This window comes from Hydrogenophaga sp. RWCD_12 (assembly GCF_046604225.1).
GTDB lineage: Bacteria > Pseudomonadota > Gammaproteobacteria > Burkholderiales > Burkholderiaceae_C > Hydrogenophaga.
On the sequence record NZ_JBKIXC010000002.1, the window covers coordinates 579705 to 594496 of the forward strand.

Genomic DNA, 14792 nt, shown 5'->3' on the forward strand with positions numbered 1-14792 from the left:
CCCTGGCGGGCCGGAACCCCCCATCAGAATCGATTCAACACCGGCGCCTTCCGGGGCGCCGCGGACCCGTTTTGCGCAGTTCTTTCCAGCACTCCCTGCCGTCCGCCCTGGCGCGCCAGCTCGCGCGCGGGTTGCCCTTGGGCGTGTCGGCCGACGCGCCGCGGCAGGATGTGGCCGAGCGCCTGGGGCAGTGGCTCAACGTGGCCGAGGCGATCGAGCTGCACGCCGCGCAGGCGGCCGTGACCGCCGCGGGTGCCGCGGCCAGCCGCCGCCCCCCGCGCGTCGAACCGGGCGCCCTGCACGCCAGCCTGCGCGCCGAGCTGGACCGCGTGCGGTCGGTGCTGACCCGCTCGATCACCACGCGCCCGGCCCACCAGCCCGACCCCAACGACCTCGACACCGAGTTCGCGTTCTTCCACCAGCGGCTGGGCGACCAGCAGCGGCGCATGGAACTGGGTGTGGATGCCCTGCGCGAACATGTGCGCCAGCAACTGGCCCAGTCCACGCCCGCGATGGCGCAGCTGGCCGCGCTCGACGCCGTGATGGACCAGCTTTTTGGCGGGCGCGAGCAGCGCCTGCTGTCCCAATTGCCGGCCTTCCTCAAAGCGCGTTTTGCCGCGCTGCGCCTGGAAGCCGCCCGTCTCGATACCCCCGACGACCTGCGCTGGCTGCACGCCTTTGCGACCGAGTTCGAGCAGACCCTGCTCGCCGAACTCGACCTGCGCCTGCAGCCCGTCACCGGCCTGATCGAAGCCCTTGCCCATGAGCACTGAAACCTCTTCTTCCCGTCCCTACCGCGTCCTGTCGTTCGCGGCCTTCTTCATTGGCCTGGCCGTGCTGGCCTGGGTCGCCAGCGGCTTTGCCCGCGTCGACGCCTTCGCCCTGGGCATGACGCTGCTGATCGGCGCCGTCTACCTCGGCGGCGCCTGGGAACTGCGCCGCTTCGGCCAGACCACCAACGCGCTCAACGCCGCCATGGCCAAGGTGCCGCAGCCGCTGGCCCAGCTGGCCGACTGGCTGCCCAGCGTGCCGGCGCCGCTGCGCAACGCGGTGCGCCAGCGCATCGAAGGCGAACGCAGCGCCTTCCCCGGCCTGGCGCTCACGCCCTACCTGATCGGCCTGCTGGTCATGCTGGGCATGCTCGGCACCTTCCTGGGCATGGTGGTCACCTTCAAGGGCGCGGTGTTCGCACTCGAAGGCTCGGCCGACCTCAACGCCATCCGCGGCGCGCTGGCTGCGCCGATCAAGGGCCTGGGTCTGTCCTTCGGCACCTCGGTGGCTGGTGTCGCCACCTCGGCCATGCTCGGTCTCATGGCCACGCTGACACGGCGCGAACGCACCCAGGCGCTGCGCACACTCGACGCGCTGGCTGCGACCACGCTGCGCCCCTTCTCGGCCGCCCACCAACGCCAGCAGAGCTTCGAAGCCCTGCAACGCCAGGCCGAGGCCATGCCCGCCGCGGCCCAGCACCTGCAGATCCTGATCGAGCAGATGGAACGCCGCAGCCAGCAGCTCGACGACGCGTTGCTCGCGCGGCAGGCCGAGTTCCAGCGCGAAGCCGCCGCCGCCTACACCGGGCTGGCGAAGTCGGTGGAGCAGTCGCTGCGCGAGAGCCTGGCCGCCAGCGCCCGCGCCGCCACCGACAGCCTGCAGCCCGTGGTGCAGCAGGCCATGGCCGGCGTCGCCGCCGAATCGACCCGCCTGCACGAAGGTGTGAACGCCGCGGTGCAGGCCCAGCTTGAAGGCCTCTCCGCCCGTTTCAGCGCCACCACCGCCACCATCGCCGACACCTGGACCCGCGCCCTGGCGCAACATGAGCAGGGTGGACAGCAACTGCTGCAAGGCCTGGGCGACGCGCTCGCCGCCTTCCACAGCGGCTTTGAACAACGCGCCGCGCAGCTCCTGTCTGGCGTGCAGGTCACGCAGACCGAGGCACAGACCCAGCGCGCCCTGGCCGAACAGCAACAGCAGGCCACGCTCACCGCCGCGCTCGAACGCATGGCGCAGAGCCTGAAGACCGAGTGGCAGCAGGCGGGCGAACAAACCCTGGCGCAGCAGCGCGCCGTGCTGCAGGCGCTGGCTGACACCGCCACCACCATCACCGAACGCAGCAGCGAACAGGCCGGCCGCAGTTTGGACTCTGTGGCACGCCTGATCGCGCAGACCGAAGTGCTGGTGCAATCGCGCGCTGCCAGCGAAGCCGCCTGGACCGAGCAACACGGCCAGCGCATGGACCAGCTCGCCGGGCTCTGGCGCAGCGAATTGGCCGCCCTGCAAGCTGGGGCGGCGCAGCAACTCTCCACGCTGCGCGACGACGAAGCCACCCGTGCCCAGGCGGCCGCCGAGCGCCAGGCTGCGCTGCAGGCCGCTGTGGGGCAGCAGTTGCAGACCCTGCGCGACGAAGCTGCTGCCGCGCAGCAGGCCGCCAACGCGCAGCAGACCGCCGCCATCACCGCGCTGTCCAGCCAGCTGCAAGCCCTGCGCGCCGATGAGGCCGCGCGCGGCGACGCCGCCGTGATGCGCCTGACCGATTTGCAGGCCGCGCTCGCGACCCAGCTTGCCACGCTGGGCACCGCACTCGAAGCGCCGATGGCGCGCCTGATGCAGACCGCGTCCGAAGCGCCCAAGGCCGCGGCCGAGGTGATCGCGCAGCTGCGCGAACAGATGAGCCGCCTGGCCGAACGCGACAACGCCACCCTGGGCGAACGCGCCGAGCTGGTGGGCCAGATCGGCAGCCTGCTGCAGCAGGTGCAGCAGACCACGGGCGAGCAGCGCGCCGCGATTGAGAACCTCGTGGGCTCCGCCACCAGCGTGCTCGACCGCGTGGGCCAGCAGTTCGCCGACACCGTGGGCGCACAGGCCGGCCGGGCCGAAGCCATGGCCGAGCAGGCCGCCACCAGTGCGGCCCAGCTCGCCAGCCTGGGCGACGCCTTCCAGCAAGGCACGCAGCAGCTCGCAGCCAGCCACGAACAGCTGGTGCAGAGCCTGCAGAGCGTCGAAAGCGCCATCGGCCAGTCGCTCGCCCGCAGCGACGAGCAGCTCGCCTACTACGTGGCGCAAGCGCGCGAGGTCATCGACCTGTCCATCAGCGCGCAGCAGGGCATCGTGGAAGACTTGCGCAAGCTGCGCGGCCCGACCGCCAAGGCCGTATCCAGCGCGGCTGCAGGAGCAACCGCATGAGCGCCCGCACGGCCGCTCCGAAGGGCGCTCGCATCGCAGCGCGCAGCGCGGAGGTTTTCGAATGAGCGCCTTCCACGACGCCTCCGAAGACCTGCAGGCCGACGGCGACGACAGCGCCGAGATCACCGCGCCCATCTGGGCCGTGTTCGGCGACCTGATGGCCGGCCTGGTGGGGGCCTTCGTGCTGGTGTTCATCGGCGTGCTGCTCACGCAGGTCGACCTGGTCAACAACCTGCAGGCCGAAGTCGCCAAGCGCCAGCAGGAAGAAGCCCGCCGCATGGCGCTGGAGAAGGCGCTCGCGATCCCGCTGCAGAGTGGCCGCGTCACGCTCAACAACGGCCGCATCGGTATCAGCGGCAGCGTGCTGTTCGACCTCAACTCCGACGAACTGCGCCCCGAGGGTGAGCAATTGCTCAAGGCCCTGGTGCCGCCGCTGCAGGTTTACCTGGGCGAGCGCGACGAGATGCTGATGGTCAGCGGCTTCACCGACAACGTGCCGGTGCCGCGCAGCAACACCCAGTTCGAGGACAACCTCGAACTCTCGGCGCAGCGCGCCCTCAACGTGACGCGCGCTCTGGTCAAGGCCGGTATGCCGCGCTCGCGTGTGTTCAGCGCCGCCTTCGGCGCGGAGCAGCCCGTGGCCAGCAACGCCGACGAAAAGGGCCGCGCGCTCAACCGCCGGGTGGAGATGGCGCCCGTACCGCGCTCGCGCAATGCCGCGCCTTTGCCGGCCCAGTGACCATGCGAAGCAAGACCGTGCGCAGCACGACCATGCGCTCCCCGCTGGCCGAGCTCAACGCCTACCTCGAACAGGCCTCGACCCAGGCGCGTGCGGGCGCCGGCATGGGCGGTGGCCGCTGGCCCGAGCTACGCAGCGCGCAACGTTTTCGCGAAACCTGGGAACGCATCGGTGCCGAAGTGCAGGTGCAGCAGGCGCGCGAGCGCGCCCCGCAGAACGCCGGCCCGCTCAACCCGCAGCGCCTGATGATCGAGACCCTGGCGCGCATGGGCGAACTCTCGCCGCACTACCTGCGCCGCGTGCTGGCGCACACCGAAACCCTGATGTGGATCGAACAGGCGCAGGGGCAGCTCAAGGCACCAGCCGGCAAGGCCAAGCCGGTGAAGGCCCCGCGGTCGAAGAAGTAGCCAGGGGTCGCCAAGCGGCGGCGGGATCGATAAGATGTTTCCCGCCATGACGCTCCAGCCCAACCAGTTCGCCCTGTTCAGCACCGTTGCGTTGCTGGTTGTCACGGCCTACTTTCTGCTCGGTTCGATTCCGCTGCTCACGCTGAAGCACGACACCACGCTGGACGCGCGCTTCATCCGCTCCTTCTACGTCACCTACTACCGCTTCGCCCTGGTCACCGCGACCGGCGCGACCATCAGCTACGCGATGGCCTCCAAGCCGGCTTTCGCCACCGGCGCGGCCTGCATCGCGATCCTGACCCTGGTGTTGCGGCGGCGCTTCCTGCCGCAGATGGATGCACTGGGCAACCAGATCCACGCCAATGCCGAAGCCGCCATCCCCGCCTTCCGGCAGATCCACCAGCGGGCGATCCTGATCAACCTGGTGCAACTGCTGGGAATTGTGGGGAGTCTGGGGGCGTTGTGAGTTCTCTGCGGGCGCCAGGTGCAAAACGCCGCAATGACCGCTCGCGCCGTGAACGAACTGGTGCACTCGCTGCGCACTCGTCTACCAGTTGAAGATGTTGGCTCAAGGCTGGTTGCTGCAGGTAACTCGGCCTCGTGTAGGTCGGATGCCGAGGTCACCTGTCATCGAGGGATCTGAGGCTCGGACGACCGCTGCGCCACTGTCGCCGTCCACGCAACACGTACCGGCTTGATCGTCCTTCGAGAAACACCGATCGCGCCAGAGTTGGGCGGCAGCGCCCGCCACAGAGTAGACGGTCGGAGGTTCGCTGACAATCGCAGGTTCAATTCCTGCGTATCTCTCATGTACCTTGGTCAACACCTCCACATCGCGACACCGCTGGTCAACTCCCTCCCCTTGCAAATGGGGAAACCGAGGTCGATCTGGTTGAAGCTGGACGCGTTGCAACCTTCGGGCTCGTTCAAACTCAGGGGCGTCGGCCATGCGTGCCAGGCCCATGCTGCCCGCGGCGCAAAACGTTTTGTGTCTTCGTCCGGCGGCAATGCCGGGCTCGCCGTTGCCTATGCGGGGCGCTTGTTGGGGGTTGCTGTGGTCGTCGTCGTTCCGGAGACCACCACCGAAAGGGCGAAAGATCTCCTGCGACTGGAGGGTGCCGAAGTCATCGTTCACGGTGACTCATGGCAAGAAGCCAACGGACTGGCCATGTCCATGCTGTCATCTGCCGATGCCTTCATCCATCCGTTCGATGACCCGTTGCTGTGGGAAGGGCACGCCACACTGATTGACGAAGTGGCTCAGATGTCTGTGAGGCCTGACGCCGTGGTTGTTTCTGTGGGCGGCGGCGGGTTGCTCAGCGGCGTGGTCCAGGGTCTTCAGCGAAACGGCATGGGAGACGTCCCCGTCATCGCAGTCGAAACTGAGGGCGCTGCTTCCTTCAACGCAGCGATCACGGCTGGGCACACCGTAGAACTTGAGCGGATCAACAGTGTTGCGTCTTCTTTGGGTGCCAAGCGTGTCAGCGAGCAAGCTATGCATTGCGCACGCAACCATCCAGTACACAGCATTCTGGTTTCCGACAAAAGTGCGCTGGCGGCATGCGAACGGTTTTTGGCTGATCACCGGCTTTTGGTAGAGCCTGCTTGTGGTGCCAGCTTGGCGTTGGTCTACGACCACCATCCTGCATTGGCCCCTTACCAAGATATCCTGATCGTGGTTTGTGGTGGTGCGACCGCTTCCATCGATCAGATCAGGGCCTGGGCCGCCGCCGCTTGAGCCGAACGCGCTGAGACTCACCACGGACCTTTCCCTTGCGAAAGCGGAGGTTGGCCGCCGCTCTCAATCGCCGTTGCTCGAGCCGGTGAAAGCCTCAGGCAAGACGGCCCGGAGTTCGGAACTTCAAATGACCGGAGTGAGCCCACCGGGCGGCGCCCACCAGCGGCAGCCAGCCGGTACCATCCCCCCATGACCCAAGATACCCAGGACCCCATCCACGAAGACCGCGTGTGGAGCGACGAGCGCTGGACGGCGCGCGTGATCAAGAACGAAGACGATGATGGCTGGGCGGTAGCCATGTTCCTGGAAGGACAGTCCGAGCCCGCTCTGGTCGGGCCCTGGACCATGGGGCGCGACAAGAAAAACCCCAAGCCGCTGGACGTCAACGCCTTCAACACGCTGGTCAAGACCGCCAGCGAGGTGATCCGCCGCTCCGAGCAGCAGCGCCACGCCGAGCTGAACAAGAACGTGAACGTCTCGGTGGACGGCCGCCGCATCCGCGTGGCGCTGGCCATCGTGCCCGACGAAGAGGGTGCGACCGCGACGTTGCGCGCGACCGATGAATTCGATGATGAGCTGGCGGTGGTGCCGGTGCCGCCGACCTTCAAGCTCAATGTGGCGAGTGCCGAAGCCTGGGTGGCCTCGGGTTTCGAAAAGCCGCGCCGATGATCGACGGTCTGGTGGCTGGCCGGCTGATGGGCGATGCCTCGCGCCGCGTGGACAAGGTGGGGCGCGGTTTCGTGGTGGCGCGGGTGCTGGCGCGCAACCGGGCGGACGAGGAGTTCATCGTCAACGTGATCGCGTTCGACGACGCGCCGGGCGCCGCGCTGTTGGCGCTGGCCGATGGCGACGCGCTGTCGCTGGCGGGCGCGCTCACGCCCAAGGTGTGGACCGACAAGCAGGGCGTGGTGCGCCCGAGCCTGGACATGATTGCCGTGCGGGTGATGACGGTGCGCGACACTGCGCCGGGCGACCACTGACCCGCCTGGGTCAAAATGGATGGTTGGACCAATTTCCTGACCCCTTTTGAGCCGCCGTTCGCCTACTTCCACCTGGCCTGAGCCGCCGTCCATCGTGGCCGCGCGCTCGGAGATCGCCATGCGGCTGTCCTGGATGACGGCCGCGCTGGGTCTGGGCCTGTTCGTGATCGATCGGGTCGCGGGCGTGGCGCCCACGGCCGACAGCATGATGACGCTGGTGCTGGCCGTCATGGGCACCCTGGCGTGGGCGCTCCTGAAGACGCGCCACTACAGCAGCGTGGCCTGGCTGCTGGTGGTGTTCCTGTTCGGCATGGCGTCGTCGTCGACCTGGTTCTTCGGCTCGGTGCGCACGGTCAACATCGTGCTGATCCTGATGGGGCAGGTGGCGGCAGGGATCTTCCTGAGCCGGCGCGGTCTGCTCTGGACGACGCTCGCTGCCATTGTCTTGCTGGGTCTCCTGACCTGGGCCGATGCGGCGGGCGTGCTGGCGGGCACGCCACGCTTCCTGGTGACCTGGCGCACCTGGATGACGCAGAGCGCGGCGTTGCTGGGGGTGGCGGCCATGATGTACCTGAACCGCACGCAGATGCGTCTGGCGCAGGAACTGCATCTGAAGGAAGCGACACAGCGGCTCAAGACGCAGCTGGACCGGGACATCGGGCAGGAGCGTTTCTCGCGCCTGTTCCGCGCCAGCCCCACGCCGATCTTTGTGCAGTCGGCCCGCACGGGGGCGATCCTGGACGTGAACCGGGCTTTCGAGCAGGTGCTGGGCTACTCGCGCAATGAGGTGATGAACAAGCGCGATGGATTCCTCTGGCTGCACGACGAGCAGTACAAGGCGTTCTCCCATGACCGGCGCTCGGCGCGGCGCACCGACTGGCACCCAATCACCGGGATCGGCCGCAATGGTCAGCACATGGCGCTGCAGATCTGCAGCGAGCGGGACGAAGGCCCCGACGACGGCCTGCGCATCACGGCCCTGCGCCTGCCCGGTGCGGCGACCAGTGCGTTGCCGACCTTCTACGCGCCGCTGGAGGAGGCCCACGATGCTTGACTCGCAGCCGCTGGAAGACCCCGCGGAGATCGAGCGCAGCCATCAGCGCGCCCTGAGCCTCAGCCTGCGCTGGGTGCTGGTGTGCGTCACGCTGATGATGCTGGGCATGGCGTTGGCCGATCATCTGCTGTCGCCGCCGGGGGAGTCCCGGTCGTACATCTCGCTGTCGATGGGCACCGTGGCGCTGCTGTCCTATCTCCTGGTGCGTTCGGACCGCCGCAAGTGGGAGAGTCCGCTGATGGTGACGGGCGTGATGATGGCTACGACCTGGGCGGTCTACAGCTATGGCTCGGTGCGGGCCGCGTCGACGTTTGCGTTCCTGGGGGCGGTGGTGATGGCGGGCACCTACCTGCGGCTGCGTGCCCTGTGGGTCACGGCGCTCGCGGGGGTGCTGCTGCTGGGAGCGCTCACGTGGGCCGAGGCCAGCGGGCATCTGCCCAGGGCCCGCCTCCTGCCCGACATGCGCTACTGGCTGATGGGCAGCGTCATCATCCTGCTGATCGGTGCCCAGCTCTATCACACGCGGAGGGCGAACGACGAGGTGTATCTGCGTCATCTGAGCCAGGTGGAGGAACGGATGCGGCTGGAGCACGAACGCGACCAGTCGATGCGCCGGTTCCGCCGCATCTTCCTGCTCAATCCGACAGCGTTGCTGGTGCAGACCGCAAACACGCAGGCGGTGGTGGAGGTCAACCCGGCGTTCGAACGCAGCTTCGGTTACCGGGGAGACAAGGTCACGGGCATGCATTCGGCCGCACTCTGGGCCGACGAGCGGGAGTGGCAGGAGCACCGCAAGGCACTGATCGAGCGGGGCCGCACCGACTGGCAGCAGCGCCGCTGGCGCCGTGCCGACGGCAAGGAGGTCGATGTGCTGGTGAGCAGCGAACTCAGCGAAGACCAGAGCGGCATGCTGATCCTGACCACGGTGATCGACGCACCGCCTGCGGGCTGAGTACGTTCAGCGCCGGATGCGGTGCCCGGTCTTGAACACCCACCAGACCACGACCAGGCAGATGCACATCACACCCAGCGTCATCGCTGTGCTGACGCCGATGTGCACATCGGCGGCGCCGTAGAAGGCCCAGCGCAGGCCGCTGATGAGATAGACCACCGGGTTGAACAGCGAGACGGTCTGCCATGGCTCGGGCAGCATGCTGATGCTGTAGAACGCTCCGCCGAGGAAGGTCAGTGGCGTGATCACCAGCAGCGGCACCACCTGCAGCTTCTGGAAGCTGTCGGCCCACAGGCCGATGATGAAACCAAACAGGCAGAAGGTGACGGCGGTGAGGATCAGGAAGCCGACCATCCAGACCGGGTGGTCGATGTGGTACGGCACGAAGGCGCGCGCCGTCAGCAGGATCAGCGTGCCCAGCAGCAGGCTCTTGCTCGCGGCCGCGCCCACGTAGCCCAGCAGCACCTCGACCCAGCTCACCGGCGCGCTCAGCAGCTCGTAGATCGTGCCGGACCATTTGGGCATGTAGATGCCGAAGGCGGCGTTGGAAATGCTTTCGCCGAGCAGCGAGAGCATCAGCAGGCCGGGGATGATGTAGGCGCCGTAGTTGACGCCGCCGATGTCGCCCATGCGTGAGCCGATGGCCGAGCCGAAGACGATGAAATACAGCGAGGTGGTGAGCACCGGCGCGATGATGCTCTGAGCCCAGGTGCGGAAGGCGCGGTTCATCTCGAACATGTAGATGGCGCGCACGGCGTGGAAATTCAGACCCATGTCAGGCTCCCGCTTTCTGTTCGTGGACCAGGCTGACAAAGATGTCTTCGAGCGAGCTTTCGCTCGACCGCAGATCTTTGAAGCCGATGCCCTGCGCGCCCAGGGCGGCCAGCAGTTCGGCGATGCCGGTGTCTTCCTTCTGGGCGTCGAAGCTGTAGGTCAGCGTCAGGCCGTCGGCCGAGAGCGTGAGCGGCCAGCGTGACAGCCCTGCGGGCACGGCGGGCAGCGAGTGCTGCAGCGTGAGCGCGAGCTGCTTCTGGCCGAGCTGGCGCATCAGCTTTACCTTGTCTTCCACCACGATCAGCTCACCCTTGCGGATCACCCCGATGCGATCGGCCATGTCTTCGGCCTCTTCGATGTAGTGCGTGGTCAGGATGATGGTCGTGCCGGCGTCGCGCAACTCCCGCACCAGGCGCCACATGTCGTGCCGCAGCTCCACGTCCACGCCCGCGCTCGGTTCGTCGAGGAACAGGATCTTGGGTTCGTGGGAGAGCGCCTTGGCGATCAGCACGCGCCGCTTCATGCCGCCCGAGAGGGTCATGATCTTGTTGTCTTTCTTGTCCCAGAGAGAGAGGTCTTTGAGGATCTTCTCGATGTAGGCCGGGGCGGGCGCCTTGCCGAACAGGCCGCGGCTGAAGTTCACCGTGGCCCAGACGGTCTCGAAGGCGTCGGTGTGCAGCTCCTGCGGCACCAGGCCAATGGTGGCGCGCGCCAGCCGGTAGTCGCGCACGATGTCGAAACCGTCGGCCGTGACGCTGCCTTCGGTGGGGGTGGCCATGCCGCAGATCACGCTGATCAGCGTGGTCTTGCCGGCGCCGTTGGGGCCGAGCAGGGCGAAGATTTCACCGCGGTGGATGTCCAGGTGGATGTTCTTCAACGCCTGGAAACCGCCGGCGTAGATCTTGGAGAGGCCTCGCACCTGGACGATGGCGTCCGCGGCGGCCTGGGCTTGGGGGGGCATGGTGTCTCCGGGTACTGGGGCGCCACAACGGCGCAAGCCGACGATTGTGAACGCTGACGCAAGGCCCGCGTTCTAGGGTGTCTTTCCCTGGCCACTAGGGAAGCTCTCGGATGGGCAAAAAAAGTGGTGTGCATAGATTCAAAGGCGACCTCAACCACGGGAGTTCGCCCATGCTTCGACGCCAGTTTTTCGCGGGTTCCGCCGCCGCCTTCGCCACTTCGCTCACCGGTTTCTCCAGCCCTGCGCTGGCCGCGCTGGCCCCACCAGCCATCAATGTGGTGGCGACCGTCAAAGCGCTGCGCATCGCCAGCGGCCCCTGGGCCGGGGGCTACCAAATCGCCCCCGCCGGGCGGCTCAACTGGTACTTCACCAACCTGGGGCTGCTGCCCGTGGTGCAACTGCTGAGCGCCGCCGACCGGGAGACCTACATCCGCAGCTACCTCGACCTCTATCTGCGCACCGTGCGTGCCGACGGCACGATCGAGGACGTGAACTTCACCTCGGGATCGAGCACCAGCGGAACCTATGCGATGGTGCCCTCCGACTCGGACGATTCCTATGCCGCCACCACGCTCTCGCTGGCGGCGAAGTACCTGCGTGCCAGCCAGAACTGGGCCTGGTGGGACGCCAACAAGGCACGGCTGAAGTTCATCGCGTACCGCAACCTGGCCGTGATGGCCAAGCCGACCGGCTACACCAGCGTGTTCCAGCCACCGCGCAACCAGGGCAACAGCATCGGCTACCTTATGGACAACTGCGAGGTCTACCGGGGGCTGCGCGACTTCGCAGGGGTGTTGCGCGATCGTGGCGAGCCATCCGAGGCCACCTACTACGATTCCTTCGCCACCGGCATCGCCAATGGCATCCTGCTGCGCGGCTTTGACGGCGCACGCAGCGGTTTCACCGTGGGGGATCACACCACGGTGGCGGAAACCGGTTTCTACCCGGGCACCACCTGCCAGGTGTTTCCGCAAGCCTTTGGCGTGAGCGAACTGGCGCCGTACTTCGACCGGGGCTGGCAGTTCCTGGAAACCTATTCGCCCGGATGGGCCGATGGCCGCTACGACCCCTACCCCTGGGCGGTGCTGGGCTTTGTGGCGGCCAAACGCGGGCGGCTGGCGCAGGCGCGCACGCAGGTGGCGATGATCGAGCAGAAGTTCGTCGACAACCGTGCGATCGTGACGCTCAACGAGCTGGGCTTCTACCAGCGCACCAAGCGCCTGCTGGCCGGGCTGTCGGACATCTGAGCGCCGCGTCCGACCAGCGTTGATCGCGGTCTGTCGGGGCGCTGCCCCACAGACGGCGGCACCTGTCGGGCACCACCATCGAGCGATGATGCGCATCCCATCCGTCCCTCTGCCGGCGCACAACTGTCACTCGGCGACGCAGACCCTGTTCACCCAGGTCTTGTCGCACCTGCCGGAAGGCATCTGGGTGTGCGACACGCAGAGCCACACCCTGCACCGCAACCCCGCGGCCATCGCCATCTGGGAAGGCGTGCGTGATGCCGACGTGAGCCGCTTTCCGGGTTGCCTGGGCTGGTGGGCGGACACCGGGCGCCCCATCGCCGAAGACGAATGGGGCAGCACCCGGGCCCTCAAGGCGGGCGAAGCCGTGCTGGACGAACGGGTTGAGATCGAGACCACCTCGGGCGCGCGCAAGGTGCTGCTGACCTCGTACATCCCGCTCAAGGGCGGCGGCAGCGCGCCGCCGGGGTGTCTGGTGGTCATCAAGGACATCACCACGCTGTTTCGCACCGAGCAGAAGCTGCGCGGCGCCGAGGCCTCGCTGCGGGCGCTGTCGCAGCGGCTGCTGGAGGTGCAGGAAGCCGAGCGCCGCCACATCGCACTGGAGCTGCACGACGACATCGGGCAGGTGGTTGCCGCCATGCGCATGCACTTGGCGCACATGGTCGAGACCGCCGGCCCCGGACCGCTGGCCGGGATGGCCTCGGACGTCTTGCAGATGTCCGACCAGCTGGGTGCGCGGCTGCGGCAGATCAGCCTGGGTCTGCGTCCGCTGGAGCTGGACGACTTCGGCGTGATGGCTGCGCTGCGCAGCCTGGTGGCGCCGCTGGGGCGACACCCTGCGGTGTCGGTGCGGCTGGTGGCCGAGGGCGACGAGCAGCGCTACCCGCCGGCAATGGAGTCCGCGGCCTACCGCATCGCGCAGGAGGCACTGAGCAACGCGATGCAGCACAGCGGTTGCAAGACGGTGCTCATCACGGTGTCGATGTCGCCAGCGCTGTTGCAGGTCACCGTCACCGACGATGGCGCGGGCTTCGAACCGGAGTCCTTGATGGCGGCGCAGCGCGACGGGCACGTGGGGCTTGCGGGCATGCAGGAGCGCGCGCGGCTGGCTGGTGGCTCGTGCGAACTGAGTTCCGAGGTCGGGCGCGGCAGCACGGTACTCGCACTGTTTGGTGTCGATGCGGTGGTGCCATGAAGGTCCTGCTGGCCGACGACCACGCGCTGTTTCGCGCCGGACTGTCGGCCTTGCTGGGCAGCCTGCCGGGCATGGAGATCGTGGGCGAGGCGGGCGATGGCGCGGCCGCGGTGGCGCTGGCGATCGAGACGCAGCCCGACCTTGTGTTTCTGGACATCGGCATGCCGGGCATGAACGGGATTGTGGCTGCCGGGCGCATCAAGGCGGCACTGCCACAGGTGCGCGTGATCGTCCTGTCGATGCACCTGAACGAAGACCACATCCGCCGCGCGCTCAATGCAGGGGCCGATGGCTATATGGTGAAAGACGCTGCTCCTTCCGAACTGAAGGCCGCGGTGCAGGCGATGGCCGTGGGGCAGAGCTATCTGAGTCCGGCAGCCGCGTCGCTGTTGATCCGGCAGGCACTGCCCGCGCTGCGGCAGGCCGATCCCATGAGCGTGCTCACGGCGCGGCAATCGGATGTGCTGCGACTGGTGGCCGACGGAAAGACCACCAAAGACATCGCCCGCCTGCTGCAGGTGTCGCCCAAGACGGTCGACGTCCACCGCACGCAGCTGATGCAGCGGCTGGACATCCACGACATCGCCGGGCTCACGCGCTTTGCCGTGCGGGTCGGTCTCGTGGGGCCGGAATAGTCCGGCGTCAGGTGTCAGGCGGCTGCGCGGGTCGAAAGGTCCGCAATGCCCTGCGCGAAGCGCTCCAGCAGGGCTTCGGGCAGGTCGTGGCCCATGCCGCGGATGAAGTCGGTCCTGGCACCGGCGATGCGGCGGGCGAGGTCTTCGCCACAGGCCAGCGGCACCAGCGGGTCGTCGACGCCGTGGATCACCAGGGTCGGTGCCTGGATGCGCGGCAACAGCGCCGAGCGGTCGCCGTCGGCCACGATCGCCAGCAGCTGCCGGGCCGAACCGGCCGGGTGCCAGGCGCGCTGTACCGAAGCCAGCGCGCGCGCCTGCAACGTCGGCGGGTCCATCGGGAACGCGGGGCTGCCGATGACGCTGAGCACATGCCCGATCCACTCCACCGCTGCGACCGTGCCCGGGCGCATCGGGCGCGACATCAGTACGCGCCGCACCTGCCAGGAAGGCTGGGGCAGCCGGCGCGCGCCGCTGGTGGTCATCATCAGCGTGAGGCTGGCCACACGTTCGGGCGCCATGGCAGCGAGATGCTGGGCGATCATGCCGCCCATCGATGCGCCACAGACATGCGCCTTCCGGATGCCCAGCGCGTCCAGCACGCCGACCGCGTCCTGTGCCATGTCGGCCAGCGAGTAGGGGCTTTTCACCGGCAGGTGCATCGCATAGCGCAATGCGGCCATGGCCATGTTGGGCACGCCCGCAGCGTCAAAGTCCTGGCTCAGGCCCATGTCGCGGTTGTCGAAGCGCACGACCCGAAAACCACGGTCGACCAGCATCTGGACCAGCGGCTGCGGCCAGGCGATCAGCTGCATGCCCAGGCCCATGATGAGCAGCACCACCGGCCCCTCGCGCGGCCCCTGGTCGTCGACTTCAATCTGGATGCCGTTGGCTTCAACCTTCATGGGGATGTTCCGAGAGAAGACTGCG

15 protein-coding genes and 1 pseudogene are annotated in these 14792 nt (G+C 67.7%); 13 read left to right on the top strand and 3 right to left on the bottom strand.

The window, feature by feature from the left end; genetic code table 11:
- The first annotated feature begins 71 nt into the window (after positions 1 to 71).
- From ACLIJ1_RS09880 to ACLIJ1_RS09925, 10 genes and pseudogenes are all read left to right on the top strand, one after another.
- A complete protein-coding gene (locus ACLIJ1_RS09880; RefSeq protein WP_411365340.1) occupies positions 72 to 773 on the top strand; it encodes a DUF3348 family protein in 702 nt (233 codons plus the stop codon).
- Positions 763 to 3180, top strand: coding sequence for a DUF802 domain-containing protein (locus ACLIJ1_RS09885; RefSeq protein WP_411365341.1), 2418 nt, complete (start codon positions 763 to 765; stop codon positions 3178 to 3180). Before ACLIJ1_RS09880 ends, ACLIJ1_RS09885 begins: the two co-directional genes overlap by 11 nt.
- Positions 3181 to 3241: 61 nt before the next feature.
- Entirely contained in the window at positions 3242 to 3919 is a 678-nt protein-coding gene (locus ACLIJ1_RS09890) for an OmpA family protein (RefSeq protein WP_411365342.1), read from the top strand.
- Positions 3820 to 4326: pseudogene (locus ACLIJ1_RS09895) on the top strand (DUF2894 domain-containing protein); the annotation flags it as partial. The gene ACLIJ1_RS09890 and the pseudogene ACLIJ1_RS09895, both read left to right, overlap by 100 nt.
- A gap of 46 nt (positions 4327 to 4372) precedes the next feature.
- The gene (locus ACLIJ1_RS09900; protein ID WP_411365343.1) at positions 4373 to 4792 is read left to right on the top strand and encodes a hypothetical protein; all 420 of its coding nucleotides are present in this window, start codon (positions 4373 to 4375) and stop codon (positions 4790 to 4792) included.
- A gap of 342 nt (positions 4793 to 5134) precedes the next feature.
- Positions 5135 to 6064, top strand: coding sequence for a pyridoxal-phosphate dependent enzyme (locus ACLIJ1_RS09905; protein WP_411365344.1), 930 nt, complete (start codon positions 5135 to 5137; stop codon positions 6062 to 6064).
- A gap of 189 nt (positions 6065 to 6253) precedes the next feature.
- Positions 6254 to 6733: a hypothetical protein gene (locus ACLIJ1_RS09910; protein WP_411365345.1), complete on the top strand. Its 480-nt coding sequence runs from the start codon at positions 6254 to 6256 to the stop codon at positions 6731 to 6733.
- On the top strand, positions 6730 to 7044 hold the full coding sequence (locus ACLIJ1_RS09915) for a single-stranded DNA-binding protein (RefSeq protein ID WP_411365346.1): 315 nt from the start codon (positions 6730 to 6732) through the stop codon (positions 7042 to 7044). The genes ACLIJ1_RS09910 and ACLIJ1_RS09915 overlap by 4 nt, the downstream gene beginning before the upstream one ends.
- A gap of 118 nt (positions 7045 to 7162) precedes the next feature.
- Positions 7163 to 8098, top strand: a complete 936-nt coding sequence (locus ACLIJ1_RS09920) for a PAS domain-containing protein (protein ID WP_411365347.1) — start codon at positions 7163 to 7165, stop codon at positions 8096 to 8098.
- Positions 8091 to 9050: a PAS domain S-box protein gene (locus tag ACLIJ1_RS09925; protein ID WP_411365348.1), complete on the top strand. Its 960-nt coding sequence runs from the start codon at positions 8091 to 8093 to the stop codon at positions 9048 to 9050. The genes ACLIJ1_RS09920 and ACLIJ1_RS09925 overlap by 8 nt, the downstream gene beginning before the upstream one ends.
- 6 nt (positions 9051 to 9056) lie before the next feature.
- Here the strand turns inward: ACLIJ1_RS09925 and ACLIJ1_RS09930 are convergent, their stop codons facing one another.
- Both ACLIJ1_RS09930 and ACLIJ1_RS09935 read right to left on the bottom strand, forming a co-directional pair.
- Positions 9057 to 9818, bottom strand: coding sequence for an ABC transporter permease (locus ACLIJ1_RS09930; protein ID WP_411365742.1), 762 nt, complete (start codon positions 9816 to 9818; stop codon positions 9057 to 9059).
- Positions 9819 to 9825: 7 nt separating this feature from the next.
- On the bottom strand, positions 9826 to 10785 hold the full coding sequence (locus tag ACLIJ1_RS09935) for an ABC transporter ATP-binding protein (RefSeq protein ID WP_411365349.1): 960 nt from the start codon (positions 10783 to 10785) through the stop codon (positions 9826 to 9828).
- 170 nt (positions 10786 to 10955) lie between these two features.
- Here ACLIJ1_RS09935 and ACLIJ1_RS09940 point away from each other — a divergent pair, with 170 nt between their 5' ends.
- The 3 genes from ACLIJ1_RS09940 (at position 10956) to ACLIJ1_RS09950 (ending at position 13865) form a co-directional block, all read left to right on the top strand.
- Positions 10956 to 12032, top strand: a complete 1077-nt coding sequence (locus ACLIJ1_RS09940) for a hypothetical protein (protein ID WP_411365350.1) — start codon at positions 10956 to 10958, stop codon at positions 12030 to 12032.
- Positions 12033 to 12120: 88 nt separating this feature from the next.
- Positions 12121 to 13230, top strand: coding sequence for an ATP-binding protein (locus ACLIJ1_RS09945; RefSeq protein WP_411365351.1), 1110 nt, complete (start codon positions 12121 to 12123; stop codon positions 13228 to 13230).
- The gene (locus ACLIJ1_RS09950; RefSeq protein WP_411365352.1) at positions 13227 to 13865 is read left to right on the top strand and encodes a response regulator; all 639 of its coding nucleotides are present in this window, start codon (positions 13227 to 13229) and stop codon (positions 13863 to 13865) included. The genes ACLIJ1_RS09945 and ACLIJ1_RS09950 overlap by 4 nt, the downstream gene beginning before the upstream one ends.
- Before the next feature lie 14 nt (positions 13866 to 13879).
- Here ACLIJ1_RS09950 and ACLIJ1_RS09955 read toward each other — a convergent pair whose 3' ends face one another.
- Entirely contained in the window at positions 13880 to 14767 is an 888-nt protein-coding gene (locus ACLIJ1_RS09955) for an alpha/beta fold hydrolase (protein ID WP_411365353.1), read from the bottom strand.
- Positions 14768 to 14792: the final 25 nt, after the last annotated feature.